Annotated in this window: 16 protein-coding genes, 2 tRNA genes, 1 other RNA gene and 1 pseudogene; 11 read left to right on the forward strand and 9 right to left on the reverse strand. The window is 65.4% G+C overall.

Features of this window, described 5'->3' with window-relative positions:
• Window positions 1-75: 75 nt before the first annotated feature.
• Together BQ8008_RS02425 and BQ8008_RS02430 are read right to left on the reverse strand one after the other, a co-directional pair.
• Entirely contained in the window at window positions 76-849 is a 774-nt protein-coding gene (locus BQ8008_RS02425; protein ID WP_108832654.1) for a DUF6270 domain-containing protein, read from the reverse strand.
• Window positions 850-851: 2 nt separating this feature from the next.
• Window positions 852-1,706 (reverse strand): ABC transporter ATP-binding protein, encoded by an 855-nt coding sequence (locus BQ8008_RS02430; RefSeq protein WP_234415186.1) that lies wholly within the window; start codon window positions 1,704-1,706, stop codon window positions 852-854.
• Between the two features lie 387 nt (window positions 1,707-2,093).
• Between BQ8008_RS02430 and tagD the strand changes: the two genes are divergently transcribed.
• Window positions 2,094-2,501 carry a glycerol-3-phosphate cytidylyltransferase gene (gene tagD, locus BQ8008_RS02435; RefSeq protein WP_108832655.1) on the forward strand — a complete coding sequence of 136 codons (408 nt, stop codon included), beginning with the start codon at window positions 2,094-2,096 and terminating at the stop codon, window positions 2,499-2,501.
• 6 nt (window positions 2,502-2,507) lie between these two features.
• Here the strand turns inward: tagD and BQ8008_RS02440 are convergent, their stop codons facing one another.
• From BQ8008_RS02440 to orn, 3 genes are all read right to left on the reverse strand, one after another.
• Window positions 2,508-3,365 carry a polysaccharide deacetylase family protein gene (locus BQ8008_RS02440; protein WP_108832656.1) on the reverse strand — a complete coding sequence of 286 codons (858 nt, stop codon included), beginning with the start codon at window positions 3,363-3,365 and terminating at the stop codon, window positions 2,508-2,510.
• 222 nt (window positions 3,366-3,587) lie between these two features.
• A tRNA-His gene (locus BQ8008_RS02445) sits at window positions 3,588-3,663 on the reverse strand.
• Between the two features lie 79 nt (window positions 3,664-3,742).
• The gene (orn, locus tag BQ8008_RS02450; protein WP_108834580.1) at window positions 3,743-4,384 is read right to left on the reverse strand and encodes an oligoribonuclease; all 642 of its coding nucleotides are present in this window, start codon (window positions 4,382-4,384) and stop codon (window positions 3,743-3,745) included.
• A 172-nt stretch (window positions 4,385-4,556) separates the two neighbouring features.
• Between orn and BQ8008_RS02455 the strand changes: the two genes are divergently transcribed.
• A complete protein-coding gene (locus BQ8008_RS02455) occupies window positions 4,557-7,088 on the forward strand; it encodes a serine/threonine-protein kinase (RefSeq protein WP_108832657.1) in 2,532 nt (843 codons plus the stop codon).
• 94 nt (window positions 7,089-7,182) lie between these two features.
• Here BQ8008_RS02455 and BQ8008_RS02460 read toward each other — a convergent pair whose 3' ends face one another.
• Window positions 7,183-9,912, reverse strand: a complete 2,730-nt coding sequence (locus BQ8008_RS02460; protein ID WP_108832658.1) for an ATP-binding cassette domain-containing protein — start codon at window positions 9,910-9,912, stop codon at window positions 7,183-7,185.
• A 381-nt stretch (window positions 9,913-10,293) separates the two neighbouring features.
• Here BQ8008_RS02460 and BQ8008_RS02465 point away from each other — a divergent pair.
• The 4 genes from BQ8008_RS02465 (at window position 10,294) to BQ8008_RS02480 (ending at window position 14,617) form a co-directional block, all read left to right on the forward strand.
• A tRNA-Arg gene (locus BQ8008_RS02465) sits at window positions 10,294-10,366 on the forward strand.
• A 308-nt stretch (window positions 10,367-10,674) separates the two neighbouring features.
• Complete coding sequence (locus tag BQ8008_RS02470) at window positions 10,675-12,276, forward strand: ABC transporter (RefSeq protein WP_108832659.1); 1,602 nt, start codon at window positions 10,675-10,677, stop codon at window positions 12,274-12,276.
• Complete coding sequence (locus BQ8008_RS02475) at window positions 12,273-13,781, forward strand: GTPase (RefSeq protein WP_108832660.1); 1,509 nt, start codon at window positions 12,273-12,275, stop codon at window positions 13,779-13,781. The genes BQ8008_RS02470 and BQ8008_RS02475 overlap by 4 nt, the downstream gene beginning before the upstream one ends.
• A 170-nt stretch (window positions 13,782-13,951) precedes the next feature.
• Window positions 13,952-14,617, forward strand: a complete 666-nt coding sequence (locus BQ8008_RS02480) for a single-stranded DNA-binding protein (protein ID WP_108832661.1) — start codon at window positions 13,952-13,954, stop codon at window positions 14,615-14,617.
• Here the strand turns inward: BQ8008_RS02480 and BQ8008_RS02485 are convergent.
• On the reverse strand, window positions 14,610-15,194 hold the full coding sequence (locus tag BQ8008_RS02485) for a hypothetical protein (RefSeq protein WP_108832662.1): 585 nt from the start codon (window positions 15,192-15,194) through the stop codon (window positions 14,610-14,612). The genes BQ8008_RS02480 and BQ8008_RS02485 overlap by 8 nt on opposite strands.
• 216 nt (window positions 15,195-15,410) lie before the next feature.
• Here BQ8008_RS02485 and ftsE point away from each other — a divergent pair, with 216 nt between their 5' ends.
• From ftsE to smpB, 4 genes are all read left to right on the forward strand, one after another.
• Window positions 15,411-16,100 carry a cell division ATP-binding protein FtsE gene (gene ftsE, locus BQ8008_RS02490; RefSeq protein WP_009398449.1) on the forward strand — a complete coding sequence of 230 codons (690 nt, stop codon included), beginning with the start codon at window positions 15,411-15,413 and terminating at the stop codon, window positions 16,098-16,100.
• Window positions 16,101-16,117: 17 nt separating this feature from the next.
• The gene (gene ftsX / locus BQ8008_RS02495) at window positions 16,118-17,035 is read left to right on the forward strand and encodes a permease-like cell division protein FtsX (RefSeq protein WP_108832663.1); all 918 of its coding nucleotides are present in this window, start codon (window positions 16,118-16,120) and stop codon (window positions 17,033-17,035) included.
• Window positions 17,036-17,041: 6 nt separating this feature from the next.
• Window positions 17,042-18,358 (forward strand): M23 family metallopeptidase, encoded by a 1,317-nt coding sequence (locus BQ8008_RS02500; RefSeq protein ID WP_108832664.1) that lies wholly within the window; start codon window positions 17,042-17,044, stop codon window positions 18,356-18,358.
• 166 nt (window positions 18,359-18,524) lie between these two features.
• Window positions 18,525-19,061: an SsrA-binding protein SmpB gene (gene smpB, locus BQ8008_RS02505; RefSeq protein ID WP_108832665.1), complete on the forward strand. Its 537-nt coding sequence runs from the start codon at window positions 18,525-18,527 to the stop codon at window positions 19,059-19,061.
• 63 nt (window positions 19,062-19,124) lie between these two features.
• On the opposite strand, the gene BQ8008_RS02510 is transcribed toward smpB, so the two are convergent.
• Complete coding sequence (locus BQ8008_RS02510; RefSeq protein WP_108832666.1) at window positions 19,125-20,111, reverse strand: aldo/keto reductase; 987 nt, start codon at window positions 20,109-20,111, stop codon at window positions 19,125-19,127.
• 233 nt (window positions 20,112-20,344) lie between these two features.
• Between BQ8008_RS02510 and ssrA the strand changes: the two genes are divergently transcribed.
• Window positions 20,345-20,715, forward strand: a transfer-messenger RNA (tmRNA) gene (gene ssrA, locus BQ8008_RS02515).
• A 548-nt stretch (window positions 20,716-21,263) separates the two neighbouring features.
• Here the strand turns inward: ssrA and BQ8008_RS14080 are convergent.
• Window positions 21,264-22,274: pseudogene (locus BQ8008_RS14080) on the reverse strand (recombinase family protein); the annotation flags it as partial.
• Between the last annotated feature and the right edge of the window lie 367 nt (window positions 22,275-22,641).

The following is a 22,641-nucleotide window of genomic DNA, read 5'->3' on the forward strand; positions in this document are numbered from 1 at the left end:
CCACCCTGTGGAAAACTCGGGCCAGTTTCCTCAGGGCATGGATGAGCTCCTGGAGTGGGCAAGGTGCGGTGGGACCTACGCCAATGGCACGAGACTGCGTGCCGAATGGATCGCCTCGAGCTCGTCGGCAAGCCAGACATACAGGGCGGCAACGTAGTGGAAGGGGGCTGGGCCCCGTCGGTGGGCGTCGTCGGCGATAACGAGCTCATCGGGTGCCTGGAGGATCCGCACACCAGTTTCCTGACGGACAAGGTCGATGTAGCGGGTCATGACCCAATTGGTCTCCGTCGCAGTCTGCCCCCAGCTCGAAATCGTTGGCTCATCGGAGGCGGTTCTCATCGCCCACGGCACATGGATGAGAACCGTCCTGTCCATGAGGTCCAGCTGCTTCAGGAAAGTGCTGAAGTGATGAAGCGCGGGTCGCCACAGGTGCAGGTGCTCCGTCGTGCCCAGCTCAACATGCCTGCCGGTGATGTCGTCGTAGAGACCGGCCGTCATGGCCTCCGTCGAACAGGTCAGGAACGCCCCGGGGGCCGTCTCCAGAACACCGAGACGCTCATCGGTCAAGTCCCACAGCAGCAGATCAGTACGAGCGGCGACGGCCGTCAGCTGCGCCTCCAGGTTACCCACCATGTCTGACAGGAAGGAGCGGCGAGCAAAGGGTGACGTCAGCACCGACAGGTCGAGGTCGCCGGCGTCCGCCGGCCGGCCCGCGCTGATGAGTGACTGGCGGGCCACGTAACGCTGGACGTTCCAGCCCCTCTTTTCCAGCTCCCTGGCCGAGTCCCTGGCCACGCAGGAGCCGTAGACAGTGATCCGCCCCCCGAACGTGGATTCCGTATCGTGCATTGTCATACTCCTTGAGCGTGTCGGTAAGGGGACATGCGTCCCTCAGAGCGTTGGATCCGCACCCCTGCCGGCTTCCACTTCTCCCGGCACGTGGCCAGAATCTGTACGGCCTTCTCCGGCTTGTCTTTGGTGATGCTCCAGGACCACCACCGGTAGTCATGAGCGATCTGCGGCCCGGGACCATCCCCGATGAGCTCGTCATCCATGAGACACAGCGCCCGGGCGCATATCTCCTCAACGACCTGCGCGGCATGGTTGACGATGAGCGCCGTTCCTGCACCACGCCGCAGTTGCGTCATCTTGTTCTCGCTGCGCTTCTTGAATGCGGCGTCACCGGTGGAAGGCGCCTCATCAATGAGAAGAATGTGCAGGTTTGCCGCAGCAGCGATCGCAAAGCGCAGACGCGACGACATCCCGGATGAAGAGGTCCTCATCGGACGGTAGATGGCTTTCCAGATCCCGGTCGGCTCGATCGCCTCGGGGAGGATCTCCTCGATCGCCCGAGGCTCCAGCCCCATGGCCAGGCATCCCAGGCGCACGTTGCGCTCCCCGGACAGCTCTGGGACGAGAACCGCGTTCACCCCCAGAAGTGCCGGTGTGGAGAGAGCGCTCACCGTCCCGGCCTCATTGTGCCCCAGGATGCCGATCGACTCTCCAACGCGCGCCACAAGGGAGACGTCCTTGAGGGCGTCGACCCGGTCCGGGACGGAGCGCCGGAGATGGCGCGAGAGGCTCCTGTGAAGGTGCAGGCAGGAGCTACTGCGACCACGGGCGACCTCCAAGACGCTGGGATGAGTGAGGCCCGGGAAGAAGGCCTTCTTTACTCGCTTTCTTATAACGGTAGTTGTGTGGGACAACTGGAAAAGCGGCCACCGTCATGATTGGGTGGTCTGCAATCAGAATGTGACGTTCAAGGCCAGTCGTGACGACGTTGAAACTCCTCGTAATCGTTGCGATACCGGGAAATACGGGGGTTCGGTCACATGATGGCCTCAGCTGGTTATGGCGCACGTCAAGGGTCGGAGCGCAGTTCGGCGCATACATTGGGTGAAGTGATGACGGGTGACGGCCGCCATGGTCGAATGCCTGCTTCGGAGGGATAACAGAGGGTTTTGGGGGGATGGGAACTGCCTAGACTTAACGGCAAGCGCGTTCTACCGCCATACGCGCAATCAACGACGACACATTCAGTTCTTGTGTGATTCGCACAAAAACTGAATGCTCCGACCCTGAGGACAATGCTGATGAAACGTGTGATCACCTACGGCTCCTTCGACCTGCTCCACTACGGGCATATCGAGCTGCTGCGTCGAGCCAAGGCGATGGGTGACTATCTCATTGTCGCTCTGTCCAGCGATGAGTTCAGTGCCTCCAAGGGAAAGCGTGCCTACTTCTCCTACGATCAGCGCAAGGCGATGCTCGAGGCCATCCGGTACGTTGACCTAGTGATCCCCGAGCAGACCTGGGGCCAGAAGAGTCAGGACATCGATGAGTACGGCATCGATGTCTTCGTCATCGGCGACGACTGGGTCGACACCTTTAACGAGCAGCTCGAAGGCCGCTGCGAGATCGTCTACCTCCCACGGACCCCGGAGATCGATGCCTCCCGGATGCAGGAGTGCTGCGAGGTCCAGGAGGCTCAGGCGCTGTGAGCCGCCTCAGGCGTGACGATTGTGTCCGGGGCCGAAGTAGACGTCGTCGAGCGTGGCGGTCAGCAGGGAACGCTGTCGCAGGATGTCGATGATCTGGCCGTAGAGCTGAGTGATCGTGGGGAAGTTCGCGTGACCGATGACGATGTGCTGCGCCAGTAGCCACTTCTGGGCCTCGCCGAGGAGCACGTCCTGCGTCAGTAGCCCGGAGTCCCCGAACGATCCGTACCACAGGGCTGCGGTCGTGTAGCCCGCTTTGGTACAGACCGAGTCGGTGAAGGAGCTGCGGCTGCCGTAGGGAGGCCGAATGAAGGGCGCCCCGGTGACGCCGTAGGTATTGCGCAGCAGGTTCTCGCACCGGGTGAGCTCGTCGATGATCGCGCCTTCTGACAACGTCGTCAGATCCGGGTGCGTCCAGGTGTGGTTGGCCAGCTGAACCTGCCCCGACTCCACGAGGGGCATCATCTTGTCCCGGTTATCGGTCCAGCTCGGGTAGACGCCTGTGACGAAGAAGGTCAGTCGGACTCCCGAGTCCTTGGCGAAGTCCAGGTAGGCGTCCACGACCGAGGAGTCAACGCCGTCATCGACCGTGATGGCCACGACATTGCCGACGTTCTCCGGCAGACCGGTGATGAGTGAGTCCGCCGGAGTGGGGGCCGGTAGTGGAGGCGGACCGTCCTGCAGGTGAAGCGGACTGAGCGACGGCGTCGGGGACGGTGCTGGTGAGGGGGATGACGAAGGCGAGGCGGGCGGATGTGCCTGGGGTGAGCCGGTTACGGCGCGTCGGGGTGCCTGCACCCCGGTGCAGGCAGTGAGGCAGCCGGCCGTTCCGGCGGCCAGCGCAAGCAGGAAGTCGCGTCGTTGCATGGGAGGGACTTTCTCAAGCACGAGGTTGCGAGAGCATCAAGCAACCTGCGTGCCGAACATCGTGAAGGAAACAAGGAGAAGGGCAGTCGTGGAGTGACCAGCTGCTCCAGGGCCGGCATGGACCCCTTCAGGGGTTGGACGCGGGCTCCCGGCGTCACGTGCGTCGAGCTCTCAGGTGAGCCTTTGCGGCAACGGGGAGTGGGAGCTACCGAAACCGGTGGATGGGGTGGCTGACGGGGCTTGAACCCGCGACCTCCTGGACCACAACCAGGCGCTCTGCCGACTGAGCTACAGCCACCATGTGCGGCACTACCGCAACGAATCGGTACTGTATCCGCTCATCTCCTCGCCTACCAAACTGAACTCGGTGCACTACGTCACTTCAGCGGAGTTGGCGGGAGTCTGTGGCCTGTCGTCGGCTCGGACAGGACGCGCTCGGCGACCTCCTTGCACTCCTGAGAGCTCGGCCCCTCGCCATCGGGGAACAGGACCGCGCGGTAGTAGCGCAGCTCGTCGATGGACTCCAGGATGTCCGCCAGTGCGCGGTGGCCGCCGGCCTTCTTCGGAGCGTGGAAGAAGGTCCTGGGGTACCAGCGCTTGGCCAGCTCCTTGAGCGAGGAGACGTCCACGATCCGGTAGTGGAGGTGCTCGATGAGCTCGGGCATGTCGCGGGCCAGGAACGCCTTGTCGGTACCTACGGAGTTTCCGGCGAGCTGAGCGGATCGGGCCTCGGGGACGAGGGAGGTCACGTAGTCCAGAACCGTCTCGCGGGCCTCCTCCATGGTCAGTCCGCTCTCCAGGTCATCGAGAAGCCCCGAGGAAGTGTGCATGTTCCGCACGTAGTCGCCCATCTGCTCCAGCGCGGCGGTGGAAGGCTTGATGAGCACATCGATACCGTCGGCCAGGGGCTTGAGCTCGTAGTCGGTGACGACGACGGCGACCTCGATGAGTGCGTCAGCGCTCAGGTCCAGGCCCGTCATCTCACAGTCGATCCACACCAGTGGGTCGGAGGTTGTCATCTGCTTGCTCACGCGCCCCACTCTAGTCGCCTCTGTCGGCCTTCCGGTCGCAGGGATGCCTGCGAACGCGGCGCGATTCACGACCATCTCCCGGCCGAGCGGACTGGTTACCGCGCATATCGCGATAAGGTCTCGGTAACGCCTGCAAGCCCTTGAGCGACACGGAGCCCTCATGACCCAAAGCCCCGCCCCCCGACACCTCGGAAGCTCTTACCTGATGGAGTCCCGGATCGGTGCAGGTGCTCAGGGAGAGGTCTGGCGCGGTCGGCGCATCGACGCCCGCGAGGTCCTGGCCTTCAAGGTGCTACGCGCCGATCTGGTGGAGAACCCCGACGTCGTGGAGCGCTTCATCAAGGAGCGCTCCACACTGCTTCGAGTGCGCAGCCCCTATGTCGTGGCAATTCGGGATGTCGTCATCGAGGGCTCCACCTTCGCCATCGTCATGGACTACGTCAATGGCGGGGACCTGCGCGATCTCCTGCGGGCTCGCGGGTCACTGCCGCCTGCGCAGGTAGCGTCCCTGGGAACACGCATCGCGCAAGGGCTGTCCGCTGTTCATCGCGCCGGAGTCATTCACCGGGACATCAAGCCGGCCAACGTCCTGCTCAGCTCGCACCCGAGCAGAGGCGGCGATCCCGCCGAGACGGTTGCCACCGGTGTCGCCCCGGGAGGGGCCCTGCCAGAGGCGGTCGTCCCTCGGCTGGCGGATTTTGGGGTCGCGCGCATCTGTGACACCTTTTCCGCCTCCCACCTCACCGGGGCCATCGGCACCCCGCTGTACATGGCTCCGGAGATCCTGTCGATGCAGGCGCCGACGTCTGCTGCAGACATCTACTCGCTGGGGATCATGCTCTACGAGATGAGCTGCGGGACCACGCCGTTTGTGGGAGGACCGACCCAGCTGCTCAGCCAGCACGCCCGACGTGACGCTGGTCGCCCTGCCGGTGTGCCCGATGCCCTGTGGGAGCTCATCGCCTCGATGACGGCCAAGCAGCCCGATATGCGTCCCCCGATCGACTATGTCGCTCAGCGCCTTGACGTGCTGCAGACCGCGTTGGTGGGCCTGCCCGCGGCGCCGAGGCTCGTCTCACCCCCGCAGTCGACGGCCTCGGCCGTCCCCTATGACTGGGACGCTCCATCGTCGGGGCAGATGCCGGGGCGGGCCCCGGATTCGGTGACGGATCCGACCATGCTGTCCGGCTCCTCCTCAACCCCGGTCACGACGCCGATGGCGCCCATGACGCCAACCCTGGTGGCAGGGCACTACGCTCACAGTCCTGGCCAGGTGCCGGTCGCCGGCGGTGCTCCAGGGGCCGGCGGTGTCGCCGGGCCGGTGACGGCGAGCATGCCCGGCGGCGTGCTCCCAGGTAACGGCGCCTACCAGGCCCCCTTCTTCTCACCGCCGGGCACTCAGGGCACGGGCCACCTGGCGGTCGGGCAGACTGATGGGGCCCGGAAGCGGTGGTGGCGTCGTCGATGGGTGATGGCGGCAGCTGTGGTCACCGTCCTGGCAGTCGTGGGAGCGGGGACCACCTGGTGGTACTTCTTCTCCGGGCCGAGTGTCGGCAACGCCTGGCCGGCGGCACTCCCCGCGGGCAACAGCGTCCACGAGGACCAGCGCTACTCCGACGCCTATGACTCCGCTGTGTCCGAGGACAGGACCATGCTCGTCTACAAGCATTCGTCGAAGACACAATTTGTTGACCTCACGAAGAGCTCTACCAAGCCGGTATGGACCGGTGACTGCGACAAGGCCACGTTCTGGGCCGACCGATCCTTGCTCTGCAGCAGGCTCAGTGGTGAGTCTTCTCTCGTCAGTGCCGCGGGGAAGACGTCCAAGGTTCCCTTCCCCAAGGATTCCAAGTACGTCGGCACCACCGAGGACCTTGGCATCGCGGCCCTCAAGGGAGATTCCTTCGACGGGGGCCCTCTGGTCGGGTATGACGCAGCCGGCAAGGAGAAATGGCGCGCTTCCGGCGGCTACCAGGAAGGACGGGTCCGCAACGGCTTCATCCTCACCTATGAGAACAAGTCCCGGCAGGTCCAGGTCCTCTCGGCCGAGACCGGTGAAGTGCTCGTGTCGGAGTCGGGCGAGGATCCAGACTTCGGCGAGGACTCACGGTTCCCAGGTGGATTCAACATCGAGACCGGCTCTGAGGCCTTCTCACGGATGACGTCGTCGGGTGCCACGGTTTACAAGGCTGATGGCAGCGAGGCCGGTACCGTCTCGGGCACGTTCTCAGAGTCCCGCAGGTGGGCCTCATCGGTGCCACTGGACGCCTCGGCGCTCAAGGAGGCATACACCTCGTTGGCGAAAGCCTCATCCTCGACCACTCCGGTCATCGGCCCCAGTGGCACGACCAATGTTGTCATCGACACGAGTGCGTGCACGGCCAAGGTCGGTAGCAAGAAGCTCGCGCTCCCTGAACCCGCCGAAGGTGAGGACTGCCATATCGGGCCCATCGGTGTGCTCGGCGACGGACAGCTGCTTTTCCAGGTCGGGGAGTACAGCTCCTCGGCCAGTGACACGGGCAACCTCGTGGTCGCGGTCTCACCGGAGTCGGGCAAGGTCGGCTGGAAGGTACCGGGCACCTACAGCGCAACTGTGGCGCCCCAGACGAGCCAGAGCACCGCCCGACTCATGGTCGCCCAAGGAGGCTCCTACAACTTCGACCTGGTGGTATCCAGCATCACCAGCAGATAGCCGGGGAACGGAGAAGTATGACGCGTCGGGGTGCCCACCGCATGGCGGGCACCCCGACGTCTGCATCAGATCGATCAGAGGGGCGGAGCGAAGATCAGCGCCGCCCGCGACGGGCCAAAGCGATGTAACAGGCCACCATGCAGGTCAGGCCGATGGCCGAGAGCAACCCGTAGTTCGTCAGCCACTGTGCGGTCTCATGCTTCCACAGCGCGTCGTCGCGGTTGGGCATGATGGCGAGCATCTTGAGGGTGGAGGCGGCCATCGCATATCCCCATCGGGACGGCATGAACCACGCCAACTGCTCGAAAACCGCACGGCCCGAGATCGGAATGATGCCCCCGGACAGGACCAGCTGAGCCATGATGACCACCACCAGCACCGGCATGACCTGCTCCGAGGAGGAGACCATTGCCGAGACCGCCAGCCCCAGAAGTCCGGCGACGAAGGCCACCGCCCAGCAACAGAAGGCCAGTTCCAGCCCCGGCCACCCGTTCAGGATGACGGCATCGCTGGGGCCCTTGTTGAGAGCCAGGGCGATTCCCATCATCAGCGCGGTCTGAACGGTAGTGATGAGGGCCAGGATGACCGCCTTGGAGAAGAGGTAGGCGCCCGACCTCAGTCCGACGGCCTTCTCCCGCAGGAAGACGTCCCGTTCGCCGATGAGGTCGCGAATGGTGGCGGACATCCCGGAGAAGGCCGCTCCGGTGATGAGGATGACCAGCAGCTGCATGGCCTGGCTGGAGTACTTGATGATCGTAGGGTTGGGATTCTCGGGCGTCGGCGGCGATGGCTCCGGATAGTGAGGAACCGCGAAACCGTCGCTTCCCTCGATCGCCTTGGTCAGCAGTCCCATGATGATGGGTAGCAGCAGCATGAAGGCGAGGTAGGAGGGGTCCGCTGCGACGATCCTCAGCTGACGTCGCACGAGGGTCGAGACCTGTCGGAGCACGGACTGCTGCTTGGGCGGTTTCTCCTGAGTGTCCGGTCCAGCGGCCGCTGCGGGGGCTCCGCCGCGGCGCGTCGAGGGGACCGTGGCCTCCATGTACTGGCGCAGCTCTGCGGTGTGGTTGCGGATGAGGGCGTAGACGTCGGCATAGCCGTCCACCGCGGGCGGGTCGGGCAGCGTGCCCTTGGGGGTGTTGAGCAGGAGGCGGCCTTGGGAGGCGATCTCGTTGAGCCGCTGACGGAAGTAGGGGAGTACCTCGCGGGGGGAGCCGTAGTAGACGGGCTTTCCTCCGGCGGCCAGGATGAGGACCTTGTCCGCCCGGTCGATGTGGTTCTCGTTGTGGGTGACCACGACGACGGTGCGGCCGCTGTCACCGGGGCGGGTGCCGTGGGCCAGCGACGCCAGCAGGTCCATGACGTCGCGGTCGAGCTGGGGATCCAGCCCGGAGGTGGGCTCGTCCAGGAACAGCAGGCTGGGGCGAGTGAGCAGCTCGATGGCGGTGGAGACCCGCTTGCGCTGGCCGCCGGAGAGCTTCTTGATGCGCTTGTCCACGTGCGCAGTCAGGTCGAGGTCCTCCAGGACCTCGGCAATGCGTTGACGCCGCTCGGCCTTGGTGACGTCCTTGGCGAAGCGCAGCTCGGCGGCGTACTCCAGGGTCTTGCGGACGGTGAGCGCGGAGTGGATGACGTCGCTCTGGGGGACCACGCCGATCTTGTTGCGCATGACCGGGTAGTGCTCGTAGACGTCCAGCCCGTTGAAGAGCACCTGGCCCTCCTGAGCCTTCTGCTCGCCGGTGAGGGCCTTGAGCAGCGTCGACTTTCCCGCTCCCGATGGGCCGACGACGGCCAGCAGCTCGTTGCCCGGCAGGGAGAAGGAGATGCCGTCGAGCAGGGTCAGGTTGCCGTTGTTGACGCGGAAGGTCAGGTCCTTACCCACCAGCTCGCCGCCGGTGCCTCCGACGACCTGGACCTCGCACAGCCCGTCGGGGCTCAGCGCGATGAAGGTCGAGCCCAGGCCGAGGAGCACGGGCTGGGTCACCTGGACCTGGGAGACTCGCTGACCGGCGACGTAGACGCCGTTGGTGGATCCCAGGTCGGTGACGACCATGCCGTTGGCCGAGACGTCGATACGGGCGTGGTGCTTGGAGATGAGTGGGTCGTCCAGGACCAGGGTGTTGTCAGGTGCTCGACCAATGGTGCCTGAGGAGGTGATGCGGAAGGACTTGAGAGTGTGCCTGGATGAGGGGAACGCGCCCGAGTTCGCCGAGGTTGACGATGGCGCTGCGTGCGGGCTGCCGGAGGCGACGTAGGTGGCGGCTGAGGAGGCCGAGCTCATGGCCGGCGGCATGGTGCGGGCCTGCGTGGAGACGGCCGTGGTGGGAGGCAGGCCCGAGGGTGACTGCGCGGGCGCGGGGGCAGCGGGTGCGTAGCCGGAGCCCTGGGGCTGGGTTCCGAACTGCGGGGCGGAGGCAGCGCTTGGCTGGGACGGCATGAAAGGAGCGCTCGGCGCCGACCCGGTGGGCTGTCTCATCGGTTGCGGCTGCACGGGGGCTCCGGTCGGAGTAGCCGGGCCCGACACGACCGGGGTCAGTCCCAGTGCCGGTCCGGAGGCGTCACCCAGCTGGATGCGCGTTCCCTGGGTGATCAGCGCCTCGCGAGTGACCGATCCGTTGACGAGCATGCCGTTGCGTCCCTGGCAGCTCACCGTCCATCCCGCTGGGGTGGGGGTGACCAGCAGGTGCGTCCGGGATACGAGGGGATGGACGATCTGCACATCGCTGTCGGGTGACCTCCCCACGGTGAAAGACGCGGTGAACGTGTGAGGCTCGAGTGATGCCTGCGCGGAGAGGGAGCGCACGATGAGTGCGGAAGTAGGCAAGGCGCGGTCCTTCCAGGGTGTCGCTGTGGGGCTCGGGTCACGATACTGGTGTTTCGCCGTCATCGCTAAGAGTGAGCGCTCCCCTTGTGATGTTGCGTACATCCACGTCGCTCCTCGACGGAGTCGGAGGGCGGCTCCCCAGTGCCATTCCATACGGTCACAGAGTGGTTGCAGTGCCGTCACGGTCGAGTTTCGATGTGGGCGCCAAGCGGCTCGAGAGCCACTCGCAGCGACCTCGTGGAATCGTCCGCCTGCCCGTTTTGATCTGCTCTCGTGACGATGGCGTCATCCCGCCGTGACCGCCTTCCGGTGTCGAGGCGAGCGTCGATGAGGGCGAGAGTCTCGAAGGTGATGGCGTAGGCTGGTCGAGCGCTTGCGCACGCCTCCGTAGCTCAATGGATAGAGCATCGGCCTTCTAATCCGCAGGTTGCCGGTTCGAGTCCGGCCGGGGGCACTCAGGAGAGGTCCGAAAGAAGGTTGAAATTCTGCCGATTATCGACCGCTCGGGCCGCAGGGCTGAACCGGTCGGGCGATGCTGCCGCACCGGTGGGCGGTCGACCCTCCCGTCCCGGGAGTCAGTGACAACGGCTCCGCCTTTCCCTCCTCCGGGAGGTGCTGATTCGTCTCCTTCGGCTGGTGAGTGCCTCGTTCCGCTCGTCACAGCGGAGTAACAGGAGATTCTCACTGGGCACACGACACCCGTGGGGTGGACTGTCGAGATCAATCGTCGACTCTGCTGCGCTGTGCTCATAGTGTTGGCACATGCCCGCTCCTGTCCCCTCGCGCCGCTCCGAGGACGATGCCCCCGTCTCCTCGCTGAGTCGCGCTCAGCTCCTCGATGTCCTCACCGACCTGGTCAGGGACCTCGAGCGTCTCGACCTGACTCTGAGCGCCGACGGCGTCGAGGCTGCACGTGCGCTGCGTGACGGTCTCATTGGACAGGTCCGCGATCAGGTGATTCCCCGTCTGCAGGATGCCGACATCCCCTCCATCGTGGTAGTCGGGGGGTCCACGGGTGCCGGAAAGTCCACCCTCGTCAACTCCGTGCTCGGCCAGGAGGTCTCGGACGCGGGGGTATTGCGGCCCACCACGCGGATACCGGTCCTAGTGGCCAATCCTGAGGACATGGAGTCTCTGGGCGAGCACCCTCTGATGGAGGTCTGCCGCCAGGAGGTCTCCGCCGCCATACCGGCGGGCCTGGCCCTCATTGATGCCTCTGACTTGGACTCGGTCCAAGAGGCCAACCGGGCGCTGGCCGGCAGGCTGCTGGAGGCCGCCGACCTGTGGCTCTTCGTCACCACCGCAGCGCGCTACGGCGACCAGACGCCGTGGGCGACCCTGGAAGACGCCGCTCGGCGTGAGACCCCTATCGGTGTGGTCCTCAACCGTGTACCGGCGACGATCCTGTCCGAGGTGCGTCGGGACCTCATCACCCGCCTGCAGGGGCTGGGACTGTCGGAGGCGCCGTTCTTCGTCATCCCGGACGCGGGGCCGCACGAGGGGCTTCTGTCGGGCGACGGTGTGACCGAGCTGCGTGACTGGTTGCAGCTCCTCGCAGGCCGTCACCGTGCGGCCGGACTCGTGCGCCGTACAGGTAGAGGCGTATGGAGCACGTTACGTGCGAACCTGGAGCAGCTGGCCGACGACGTCGACGCCCAGGAGGCGGCGGCGCAGGACCTGGAGAGAGAGTGTCAGGCGCTGAGGGAGGCGGCAATCGAGTCGTTGAGTCGCGATATCAAGGCCGGTTCCGCGGGCCAGGGCGCCACCGCCACCCGGTGGATCACTCTGGCCTCCTCCGGCGGTCCCTTGGCCTCGCTGGCTCAAGGCGGCAGGCTGCGCCGAGGATTCCTGGGGCGGGCGGACAAGGCTCGTGCCGAAGGGCTCGCCCAGCTGGCCGCTGACGCCCGCCAGGCACTGGCCAACCAGCTCGAGGCCGCGATCGTGTCCCTGCGTGCCACGACGGAGCGTGCCTGGACCGAGGCGGGAGCCGGCGATCGTGCACGTAAGATCCTGGGACAGGGTGACGAGGCGGCAGCGACCGTGGATGCCTGGGTCGGTTACCTCGAGGCCAATATCGAGATTCCGCACTCGATTCGTAGACTGGCCCCCGCCAGCGTCGTCGACCTCCTCATCTCCGCGGCCGCCGGTGTCGACGGAGCCGTCCTGGCCTCCAGGCGTCTGGGCCTGGAGGAGCAGACCGCCCAGGCAGGCACGCTCCTGGTGGAGGCGGTCACGGAGGCGCTGACCGCAACAGTCCCCAAGGGGACGGCAACCTCACTCGCCCCCGCCCCCGGGTTCGCCGCCGCGCTACGTCTGCGCTCAGGCGAGCTCAAGCCCTTCACCCGTCCCGGAGCCACAGCATGAGCCAGTCCGACACACCCCTCACCTCCTCCGCGCCCACTGCGCAGACGGACTTCGAGGTGCTCGACGCCGAGCACCTCGATGCCCGCCTGAACGCGGTTCGCGAGGCCCTGCGCATGTGTCCCACCGAGGTACCTGCCTCGCTGTCGATCCCTGCTCACAAGGCGCTCGACGCCGTGGCGCAGCGTCTCGCGCTGGGGGTGGATCACACCGTCGTGGCGCTGTTCGGCGGCACCGGCTCGGGCAAGTCGTCCCTGTTCAACGCCTTGACCCAGCTGGACTTCGCCGATGTCGGTGCCCGACGGCCCACGACGTCTCGGGCGGCTGCCTGCTCCTGGGGCGACGCAGCCGGGCCGCTCCTGGACTTCCTGGGGGTCTCCACAGAGAGGCGTATTCGACGAGACTCGATTCTGGACGCCGAGGATCAGGGGAGCATGGCGGGCCTGGTCCTGCTCGACGTGCCCGACTACGACTCGGTGACCACGGAGCACTCGTTGCAGGTGGACCGGCTCGTGCCGCTGGCCGACATCCTCGTGTGGGTCGTGGATCCTCAGAAGTATGCCGACGCAGCCCTGCACGACGGCTACCTGCGCGGGCTCGGCGCCCGCCAGGAGGACATGCTCGTCCTGGTCAACCAGGTGGACACCCTCCCCGAGAGCGGGTTGGCGAGCCTGCTCGACGACGTCGGCTCCCTCCTCAAGGAGGACGGTCTCAGCCGGGTCCAGGTGCTGCCGGTATCGGCGGTGCGCGGCGACAACCTCGATATCGTGCGCGATCTTCTGCGCCAGCGCGTCGCGCGGGAGTCCAACGCGGCTCGTACGGCCTCGGCCGAGCTCGACGCGATCACGCGACGCCTGCGTCCCACGGTCGCCAAGAACAAGGTGGAGCTCAACACCGACCTCACCGAGGACGCCACCAAGGTGCTGCTGCAGGCATCCGGTGCCCAGGCCGTGGAGGACTCGGTGAGAGCCGGCCTGTCCAAGGTCATGCCCAGGGCACTGGCCCGCCCCGAGCCTCCTTCGCGTACCGCGGTGGCCTCGGCGCACTCCACCTGGGTGCACCGCACCTCCCAGGGGCTGCCGCCGGCCTGGGCGCGAAGCGTCGAGTCCTCCGTCTTTCCGCCCGAGACCTTGGCGGGGCAGACGGCCGAGGCGGTCGGCTCCGTCCCGCTTCCGGGGCATCGTCAACCGGTGATCGACCTGCTGTGGTGGGGTGGTCTGCTTTTGGTGATCGGCGGGGTGGCGTGGCTGACCACTGCCGTAGTCCGGGACGGGATCGAGGCGCTGCGCCACAGCATCGAGATCGTCCCGGTCTGCCTCATCGTGCTCGGGGTGGTGGCAGCACTGCTGGCCACGGTACGTCGGCGGATCAGGGCGCGCCGCGAGGCCGAACGGTATGGGCAGCAGGTGCGTGCCCGACTGGAGGCGGTGGTGGAGCGAGGACTGAGCCAGCCCGCCGCCAGAGTCCTGGAGAAGCACCGGGTGCTGCAGACCGCCCTGGGGCTGTAAGCCGCCTCTTGCCGAGGCCTGCCAGTGGCCACAGGCAACGGTTCCGTACTTGCCCATGCCCGGTACGGGGAGGCGGGCCGGCTTCCGCTGGGCAACTGAGGAACGCGACGAGCACGGTGGTGGTGCAGGGGCGGCAGAGCGTCGCCCGCCCACAACCAAGGAGCTTCCTCATGACTCGTCAGCTCGACCTCACCGTCCAGGGCGTCGTCGGAACGAATCCGGTCCTGTCCCGTGTGGGGGACAAGGCCCGTCCCTACTGCCGTTTCCGAGTCGCCGTCACGCCGACCTACCGCACCGATCAGGGCTGGAGCAATGCCGAGACCATCTGGTTCACCGCCAAGGCGTGGGGCCAGCTCGCCGCCAACCTGAGCCACTCGGTGCGTAAGGGCGACGCGGTTCTGCTCACCGGACGCTTCTCTCAGGAGTCCTGGGAGAGCGACGGCAGGAAGCACGAGACCAACGTCATCACGCTGCAGGCCGCCGGCCATGACCTGACCAGGGGAGAGTCTCGCTTCGCTCGAGTCAGGAGCTCGGAGACGGCGCCGTCGGCCCCCTCGGGAGCCGGCACCGATCCGACCGCGCCCGAGTCTGGCGCTGAGTGCGCCGAGTACCACGTCTCATCCGATCACTGGGACACTGCGGTGACGGCAGGCGACGTCACGTCCTCGGAGGCCCAGGGGGCTGAGCCGCCTGCGAGCTCGCCCGAGTCCTGCGGGGATCCGGCTGAGAGCGCTGAGCCCGTCGTCATCGGTCCGGCGTCCTCGGAGCCCGAGGCGCAGTGGCCCTCCTATGAGCTCGCCGACGATCTCGCGCAAGAGGCTGCACAGATCAGCTGACGTCGGAATGTGCACGAAGGAGGTAGTCGAGGTCTGCGGGATGGGCGACTTCGAGCACCTCGATGAGGATGCGTGTCACCATCTCGGCGGTCTCATCGCCGTCGGGCAGCAGACGCGTGAAGACATGGCCGGTCTCCTGCCAGCCGATCCTGTCCAGGATCCCTCGCTCGGTAGGTCCCAGCAGCACTCGCCCTCGCGCATCGAGCCCCGGAAGAGACACCTCGATCCCCTCCTCGCGTCCCATAAGGACAACACCCGGCAGATCGGGGGAGGGGACGGGCGGAGCGCCTCGCGTCAGCCTCGACAGGAGTCGTGACCACCGCCCCTCCTGGGTCAGCTCCTCGACCTTGACGATGGGGGTCGGAGCAGTCAGGAGCAGGGTCGCCCCGGACGGATCAATGACGGGCCCGGCGGCAGAGTCGGGTGCCTCCGCTCGCTGCGTGGCAGGCCTCGGCGCCGGCAGGCACGCCTGCTCCAGGAACCGGGCCAGAGACGGGGTGAAACGTGCCCAGGACCCCAGGTCCACACGATCCTCGAAAGTCCGTGACAACACGTGGGACAAGGAGATCTCACTCATGCGCTCAAGCCTAGGATGTGCGGCCGGCGAGCTGTAGGAGCGCAGGAGCTCACGAGTCGTTCGATCACAAGAGGATCACACCTTGTCGTTGCCGGAACAAGCCACATCCCTGGTGGGCGTGTCACGGACGGAAATTGGCGTGTTGACGCATACCGTGGCCATAACGCCATGAACCCGGGTGCCGTGCTCGGGGCACAGCAGGGGAGCAACGAGCAGATGATCCGCTTCGACCACGTCTCGAAGGTCTACAAGCGAGGGGCGCGTCCAGCGCTTGACGATGTCGACATCAAGGTCAACCGCGACGAGTTCGTGTTCCTCGTGGGCGCCTCGGGGTCGGGAAAGTCGACCTTCCTGCGCCTGGTCCTGCGAGAGGAGCGTCCCACCAAGGGGCGTATCCACGTCCTGGGACGTGATCTGTCGCAGATCTCCTCGTGGAAGGTGCCCCAGCTGCGGCGGGAGATCGGCTTCGTCTTCCAGGACTTCCGGCTCCTGGAGAACAAGAACGTTCTGGAGAACGTGGCTCTGGCCTCTCAGGTCATTGGTAAGCCCCGCCACTACATCCTCTCCGCTGTGCCGGAGGCCCTTGACCTGGTGGGGCTGGCCGGCAAGGAGAAGCGCCTCCCGCACGAGCTCTCCGGAGGTGAGCAGCAGCGCGTCGCGATCGCCCGCGCCATGGTCAACCGCCCCAAGCTGCTCCTGGCCGACGAGCCCACGGGAAACCTGGACCCCTCGACCTCGGTGGGCATCATGCGCCTGCTCGACCGCATCAACCGGCAGGGGACCACGGTCGTGATGGCCACCCACGACGACGAGATCGTCGACCAGATGCGCAAACGTGTCATCGAGCTCAAGGGCGGTGAGGTCGTGCGTGACCAGGACCGCGGTGTCTACGGCTCGGACCGCTGAAGGAGAAGAGAAGAACTGTGAGACTGCGTTTCATCCTCTCGGAGACCGCCAAGGGCATGTCCCGCAATCTGGCGATGACGGTGTCCGTCATTCTCGTCGCCTTCGTGTCCCTGCTCTTCGTAGGGGCCTCGTCCCTCCTGCAGAGCCAGATCTCGACCATGAAGGGCGATTGGTACGACAAGGTCGAGGTCTCGGTCTACATGTGCCCCAAGTCATCGGCCTCCTCCAACTGCGCCAACGGCGAGGCCACCGCGGCCCAGATCAGCGACGTCGAGAAGCTCATCACCAGCGGCGCCCCCTCCGGCTACGTCAAGTCCTACCAGATGGAGACCAAGGCCGAGGCCTACAAGAACTTCATGAAGGCCTATGCCAAGTCAGCCGTGGGGCGAAACGCCACCGAGGACATGATGCCCGTCTCCTTCCGCATCAAGCTCAAGGACGCGGAGAACTACAAGCTGGTGGCCGAGCAGTTCGAGGGACACAGTGGCGTTGAGCGGGTGGTTGACCAACGCTCCACCCTGGAGCCTCTCTTCCTCGTGATGAACCGGGCCTCCTGGATCACCGGAGGGCTGGCAACCATCATGGCGGTGGCCGCGGTCCTGCTCATCTCAACGACCATCAGGCTGTCTGCCATGTCCCGATCTCGACAGACGGGCATCATGCGCCTGGTGGGCGCCTCGAACCTCTTCATCCAGCTGCCCTTCATTCTTGAAGGAGTGATTGCGGCCCTCACCGGAGCTGTCCTGGCCGTGGTCACCCTGTGGGTGGGGGTCCGCTATGTCGTGGAGGGGTGGCTGGCCTCCTCGATCTCCTTCACGAGTGCCTTCATCACCACCAAGGACGTTCTCTTCCTGTCTCCTTGGCTCATTCTGGCGGCCATCGCCTTGGCCGCCGTCTCATCCGCCTTCTCCTTGTCCAAGTACACGAGGGTCTGATCTCACATGCTGTCTCGTCCGTTCCTCCGCCACTCACGTCGACGTGCCGCGGTCTGCGCGCTCGCCGCCGTCAGCCTCGCCTTCTTCTACTCGAGTGACATCTCCCTGGCCGATGAGCGTGATGACGCAGTCGCGAACCAGAATGAGGCCGAGCGCAAGCAGCAGGAGGTCATCTCCTCCCTCGAGGGAGTCAGCGCCGACCTGGGGCAGGCGTACATCTCACTGCAGAATGCCCAGAACTCCTTGACTGCAGCAGAGACGGAGCTGACCAGTGCCGAGACGACCCTGTCTGAGAAGGAGCGCGAGAAGCAGATCGCCAGCGACCGCCTGACCACGGCGCAGACCAGTCTCGACACGGTCAAGCAGGAGTCCGACGCCTCGAAGAAGACCGCCTCAGAGACCTCTGACTCCGTGGCGGAGATCGTGGTATCCACCTACCAGGGAGACAACTCGGTCACCTCGTGGAGCTACGTCCTCGCCTCGCAGGACGTCGAGGACCTCAACCAGCGTGCCTCCGCCGTTGAGATCGGATCCGGGGTTCAGGAGGCCGTGCTCTCCGCCGCTGAGGTCGAGCGCGCCCAGAACGCCAACCGCGAGGCTCGGCAGAACGCCGCCACGACACGGGTCAGCACCCTCAAGACGGAGGCCGACGCCGCTGAGGCGGATGCCAAGACTGCTCGGGATACCGCGCAGACCAAGCGGGACGAGGTCGCCAAGCTGGCCGCTGACAAGCAGACAGCCGCTTCAGCGCTGGAGAGCCGAAAGAGCGATCTGCAGGCGCAGCTCGACCAGGCCAATGCGGACGCAGCCGCCGCCGCTGCTCGCGTCTCGGAGATCGACGCCGCCAACCGTGCCGCGGCCAGCGCGGGAACGATGCCATCGGTTCCCTCCAGCTCCATCGCCGCGGACTCCTTGGGAGACGGGTACATCGGTCACCCGATCACCGGCCGTCTGGAGGTGACCTCTCCCTTCGGCTACCGCGTCCACCCGGTGACCGGCACTGGAACCGGGCACCAGGGCGTCGACTTCGCCGCGAGCGAGGGCACACCGCAGTACGCCGCGGTCTCCGGAGTGGCCACCTACTGGAACTCCGAGTCCTGCGGTACCGGCATCGACATCAACGGTGGCATCATCGACGGCCACTCCTACGTCGTCACCCTGTGCCACCTCTCGGGACGGACCATCGCCGACGGCCAGTACGTCAACCGTGGCGACGTCGTGGGGTCCACCGGATCGACCGGCTACGCCACCGGGCCGCACGTCCACTTCCAGGTGGCTCAGGACGGGGCCTACATCGACCCGATGTCGCTGCCCGGCTTCTAGCGAGTCGTCCTTGACGGGCACCGTAGACTCCTGATCCTGCGCGTCATCGTTCCGCAGCGCGGCGCCGCGATCCGGCTGTGAGGCTGACTCGGGGCATGCCGGGGCACGCTCCGGGGAATCCTTATGCGGGCGCGCTCACACTCCGTACTCGTGAAAGGACAGGCCGATGACTCCCGCCGGAAGATCTGCTCGGGCCACCAAGCCCACCGCCGGGCAGAAGGCCAAGGCCGCCTCCGACGCCCGCAAGACGGTGGCTCGTAACCGTAAGGCGGCTCACGACTACTTCATCGAGGACCGATATGAGGCAGGGCTGGTCCTCACCGGCACCGAGGTCAAGGCGTTGCGCATGGGACGCGCCTCGCTCACCGAGGCCTGGATCGAGATCGACCGCTATGGCGAGGCCTGGCTTCACGGCGCTCACATCCCCGAGTACCTGCAGGGCACGTGGAACAACCACTCCCCACGTCGCAAGCGCAAGCTGCTCCTGCACCGCAGCGAGCTCGAGCGTCTTAAGACCAGGGTGCAGGCCAAGGGCTACACCGTGGTCCCGCTGGAGCTGTACTTCATCGGTGGCCGCGCCAAGCTGGAGATCGCCCTTGCCCGAGGCAAGCAGGACTGGGACAAGCGCCAGGCCCTGCGCGAGGCGCAGGACAAGAGGGAGGCTGCCCGGGCCATGGCCGCCGCCAACCGACGTCGGGGCTGAGGCCGCCGTGATCATCCGCACGGCTTGTATAGCCTGCGCGGCCCTCACTCGTGTCGTCCGGTCCTACCAGTGCTGGTGTACGTAGGGCCTGATGAGACGGTCGTAGAGCTCTCTCACCGCAGTGTGCATCTCCTGACTCAGCGGTGGCAGCTCGGCTGCACGGGCGTTGGAGCGTACCTGATTGAGACTATGAGCGTCAGGCAGGATGCAGGTGATGCCCTCCTGATCCAGGAGCCACCGCAGGGCGACCTGGACCGGTGGAACATGCTCGGGGCCGAGCCGGCGGCACAGGCCGGAGAACTCGTGGGCGGCTTGCATTCCCACCTCGTCGGGGACCACGGAGTAGATCCAGCCGGCGTCGAGGGCCGCCACTGATCCGGGCGGTGCGGGTGTACTACCACGACGACGGTTATGGGACAGCAGCCCATCAGGTAGCGGAACCCTCGCGATCATTGCGGTCCCGGACTCGCGCGCAGCGGGGAGAACTTCCTCCAGGGGCTTGTGCCGGAAGACGTTCACGATGATCTCCACGCTCGCGCAACCCAGGTGCCGGATCGCCTCGAGAGCCTCGGCGCAGGTGAGGACGCTCACTCCGTAGCAGCGTATCCGCTCGGTCTCGACCAGCTCGTCGAGGAGCTCCCACAGGTGCTGGCGTTGAAGTAGCTCGATGGGAGGAGCATGCAGATGGACAATGTCGATGGTCTCGGTGCCGAGATTTTTCCGGGAGCGGTCGTTCCAGTGAAGAACAAGGTCTCGACTGAAGCCGTCGGTGGGATACGTCCTCTCTCCACTGCTCCTCCCCATCTTCGTGGCCACCGTGAGTCCGGTGCGAGGACGAGCGGAGAAGAACTCGCCGAGGAACCTCTCTGAGGCGCCGTTGTCATAGGCGTCGGCCGTATCGATGAAGGTGACCCCCGAGGCGCATGCTGCATCGAGATTGCTGAAGGCACGAGAAGGATCGACTTCGCTCAGATCAATGCCCAGTTGCCACGTACCAGTGCCGATGACTGGGATCTCGCGGCCCAGGGCGGGAAACAGGCGTGTGTCCATGACACTCTCCTTGACGCTGTGCAGAGGAGGACCGAGGCCACCACGAGGTAACCGGCCTGTTCTGTCATGATATTCGTTCAAGTCGCTGACCCGCCATCGCCGCAGTTGAGCAGCTCGCCGAGACGCCGTGTGGCGCAGTCCTCCGACACTGGTCGTCCTCTTCCTGCTAGACTTGTGTGGCCCGTTGAGGGCGTGTTCCGGGAGGCCTCAGGGCTGCCGGTGACAACTGCACAGGGGATGATCGGTTTCGACGACGGTCGTAGGTTCAGGAGAAGCGGGTCGAGGATGCGCAGTCATCTCGTCAACGCTCTGCGCGAACCAATAGGTGCCGATAACACTCGCACCGACTTCGCCCTCGCCGCCTGAGCGAGCCTCGAAGTCCGTCAGCCCGGGGAGCGCTTCCGCCCCGGTTCCTGGCGTCATCTAGGGAGCCACTGCTGAGATCCCGTGTCGGTAGGGTTCTTGGGACTTTTCATCGACTGAGCCCGTCGGCGTCCTTGCTCGCGTGAGATGCCGGGGCTGAGAAAAACGCTAGCGAGCTGCACCCGGAGAAGTCCTGTTGTGCGCCCGTCGGACGGGGGTTCGATTCCCCCCATCTCCACTTGAGGGGGAAGTGTCGAACTCGTGCTTTCGGGCATACATTCGCACTTCCTCCGCTCTGTCACCGCTGAGAAGGGCCTCTTCCAGGTCCTCGAGCTCGATGTGCTTCTCGCTGTCGTAGTAGTAGGACACGATGATGATCTGGTTCGGCCCGACGAAGACCTTGTCGACGAAGTAGTCGAACAGCTGATCGCGTGTGTCGACGGTGTCGATCGTAGCTTCGGCGAACCTCTTGTAGAACGATCCGATTGAGACCTCGTCCTCGAAGAGGGTTGCCTTGACACGCTCGGTCTGGATCGCGGCGTCGAGTTCTTGTTTCTGGGCCTCCAGGGCGTTCATGGCCTCAGCGGTCGACGCGTTGAAGATCCCCTGGGCGATCGCCTTGACGAAGTTGGCGAGCTTGGCCTCGATGTCCCTCCTGCGGGCCTCCAGCGCATTGAGGACCTCATCGCCGCGTTCGTGGGTCTTGCGGTAGTGGTCGGCTAGGTCGACAGCCAGCGAGGCCAGCATTTCAGGCTGATGGAGGAAGGACTCGATGATCTCTATGACGCGGGTCTCGATCTCGTCCTTGCGCAACGTCTTGGCTGAGCACTTCTTCTTGCGCTGATTGAGGCAGTAGTAGTAGCGGTAGGTTCGGCCTGTCTTGGATGTGCCGCTCACGCCCTCCATCGATTCGCCGCACGTCAGACAGTACATGCGCCCCGTGAGCCAGTAGACGGGCGCTTCCTCGCCCTGGGCGGCCAGTTCGGCCTTTGTCTTGGCCCCGCAACGCTTGTTGATTGCGAACCTGCGCTGGACCTGCTCGAAGACGTCGTCGGCGACGAGGCGGGGCATGCCGTCCTCGATGACGTGCTCCCCGAAGGAGTACTCGCCGATGTAGGCGCGGTTCTTCAGAAGCTTGTTCAGGTTCTTGGGTGTGAACTGGTATCCACGGATCGTGCGGATGCCCTGGGCGTTCAGACGATCCGCGATCTTCTGCATTGAGACGCCGTGGGCGTAGTCGTCGAAGATCTGGGTGACGATGGGCGCGGTCTCCGGGTCCGCTACGTACCGTTTGTCGGAGCCCACGGAGAAGCCGAAGATCTTGTGGCCGTTGCTCAGCGCCCGCTCGGCGTTATACCGCTGGCCTCGTCGGATGTTGGCTGAGAGCTGGAGCGAGTAGTACTCGGCGAAGGCGTCCGCTACTCCCTCCATGAGAACCGAGTCGGGTGAGTCGGTGGGGGAGATTCCCTCGATGTAGTGCACACGGGCACCGGCCTTGCGGATTGTCTGCTTGACCAGGATCAGCTCGGTGCGTTTGCGTGCCAGACGGTCGTTCTTCCACACCGCGACGTAGGCGGGCTTGATCTTCGGGAGCTCGCGCAGCATGAGCTGGTAGCCGGGCCGGTCGGCGTTGGTGCCGGTCTTGGCTGCGTCTTCGTACTCGTTCACGACGACGAGACTCTGTGACTTCGCCCACTGGTGGACCATCTCGCGCTGCTGCTCGATAGAGGCCTCGTTCTGGGAAGAGGAGGAGTACCGGTAGTACGCAACGACCATCTGATTGTCGTTGTACGGGGGCATAGGCCTCACGATTTTCCTCCTCGTCCAGTCTCATCAACGATCCTACGGCGTGATCGTCACACTGAAGGTCAGGCCGGCCATGGGGTGGGAGCAGGGGGCTGTCGCGACGGCCCGAGGTTGGCAATAGAGGTGGTCGGGCTGTTCCCGTGAGTGTTCTTACCGAGACTGGAGTATCGCAGCCCGGCCTCCCCTTACTTGGGAGGTTCCAATGTCAATGAAAACCGATGCTCAGCCCGCTGTGTGGCTCGGATGCTTGAGCTGCAACAACAGCGGCCACCTGGTCGGCCGCTGGTTCCCCTGCGACATGATCGAAGAGGTTACCCTCGCCGAGGTCCACGGAGGCCAGGAGTATGTATACCCAGGCTGC

This window comes from Actinomyces sp. Marseille-P3109, from assembly GCF_900323545.1.
GTDB lineage: Bacteria > Actinomycetota > Actinomycetes > Actinomycetales > Actinomycetaceae > Actinomyces.

Bases quoted from the DNA above. Each gene is read 5' to 3' on its own strand.
- smpB (WP_108832665.1), top strand. From the start codon at position 18,525: ATGACTCCCGCCGGAAGATCTGCTCGGGCCACCAAGCCCACCGCCGGG.
- BQ8008_RS02485 (WP_108832662.1), bottom strand. From the start codon at position 15,194: ATGAGTGAGATCTCCTTGTCCCACGTGTTGTCACGGACTTTCGAGGAT.
- tagD (WP_108832655.1), top strand. From the start codon at position 2,094: ATGAAACGTGTGATCACCTACGGCTCCTTCGACCTGCTCCACTACGGG.
- BQ8008_RS02500 (WP_108832664.1), top strand. From the start codon at position 17,042: ATGCTGTCTCGTCCGTTCCTCCGCCACTCACGTCGACGTGCCGCGGTC.
- BQ8008_RS02440 (WP_108832656.1), bottom strand. From the start codon at position 3,365: ATGCAACGACGCGACTTCCTGCTTGCGCTGGCCGCCGGAACGGCCGGC.
- orn (WP_108834580.1), bottom strand. From the start codon at position 4,384: ATGACAACCTCCGACCCACTGGTGTGGATCGACTGTGAGATGACGGGC.
- BQ8008_RS02470 (WP_108832659.1), top strand. From the start codon at position 10,675: ATGCCCGCTCCTGTCCCCTCGCGCCGCTCCGAGGACGATGCCCCCGTC.
- BQ8008_RS02510 (WP_108832666.1), bottom strand. From the start codon at position 20,111: ATGGACACACGCCTGTTTCCCGCCCTGGGCCGCGAGATCCCAGTCATC.
- BQ8008_RS02475 (WP_108832660.1), top strand. From the start codon at position 12,273: ATGAGCCAGTCCGACACACCCCTCACCTCCTCCGCGCCCACTGCGCAG.
- ftsE (WP_009398449.1), top strand. From the start codon at position 15,411: ATGATCCGCTTCGACCACGTCTCGAAGGTCTACAAGCGAGGGGCGCGT.
- BQ8008_RS02480 (WP_108832661.1), top strand. From the start codon at position 13,952: ATGACTCGTCAGCTCGACCTCACCGTCCAGGGCGTCGTCGGAACGAAT.
- BQ8008_RS02425 (WP_108832654.1), bottom strand. From the start codon at position 849: ATGCACGATACGGAATCCACGTTCGGGGGGCGGATCACTGTCTACGGC.
- BQ8008_RS02455 (WP_108832657.1), top strand. From the start codon at position 4,557: ATGACCCAAAGCCCCGCCCCCCGACACCTCGGAAGCTCTTACCTGATG.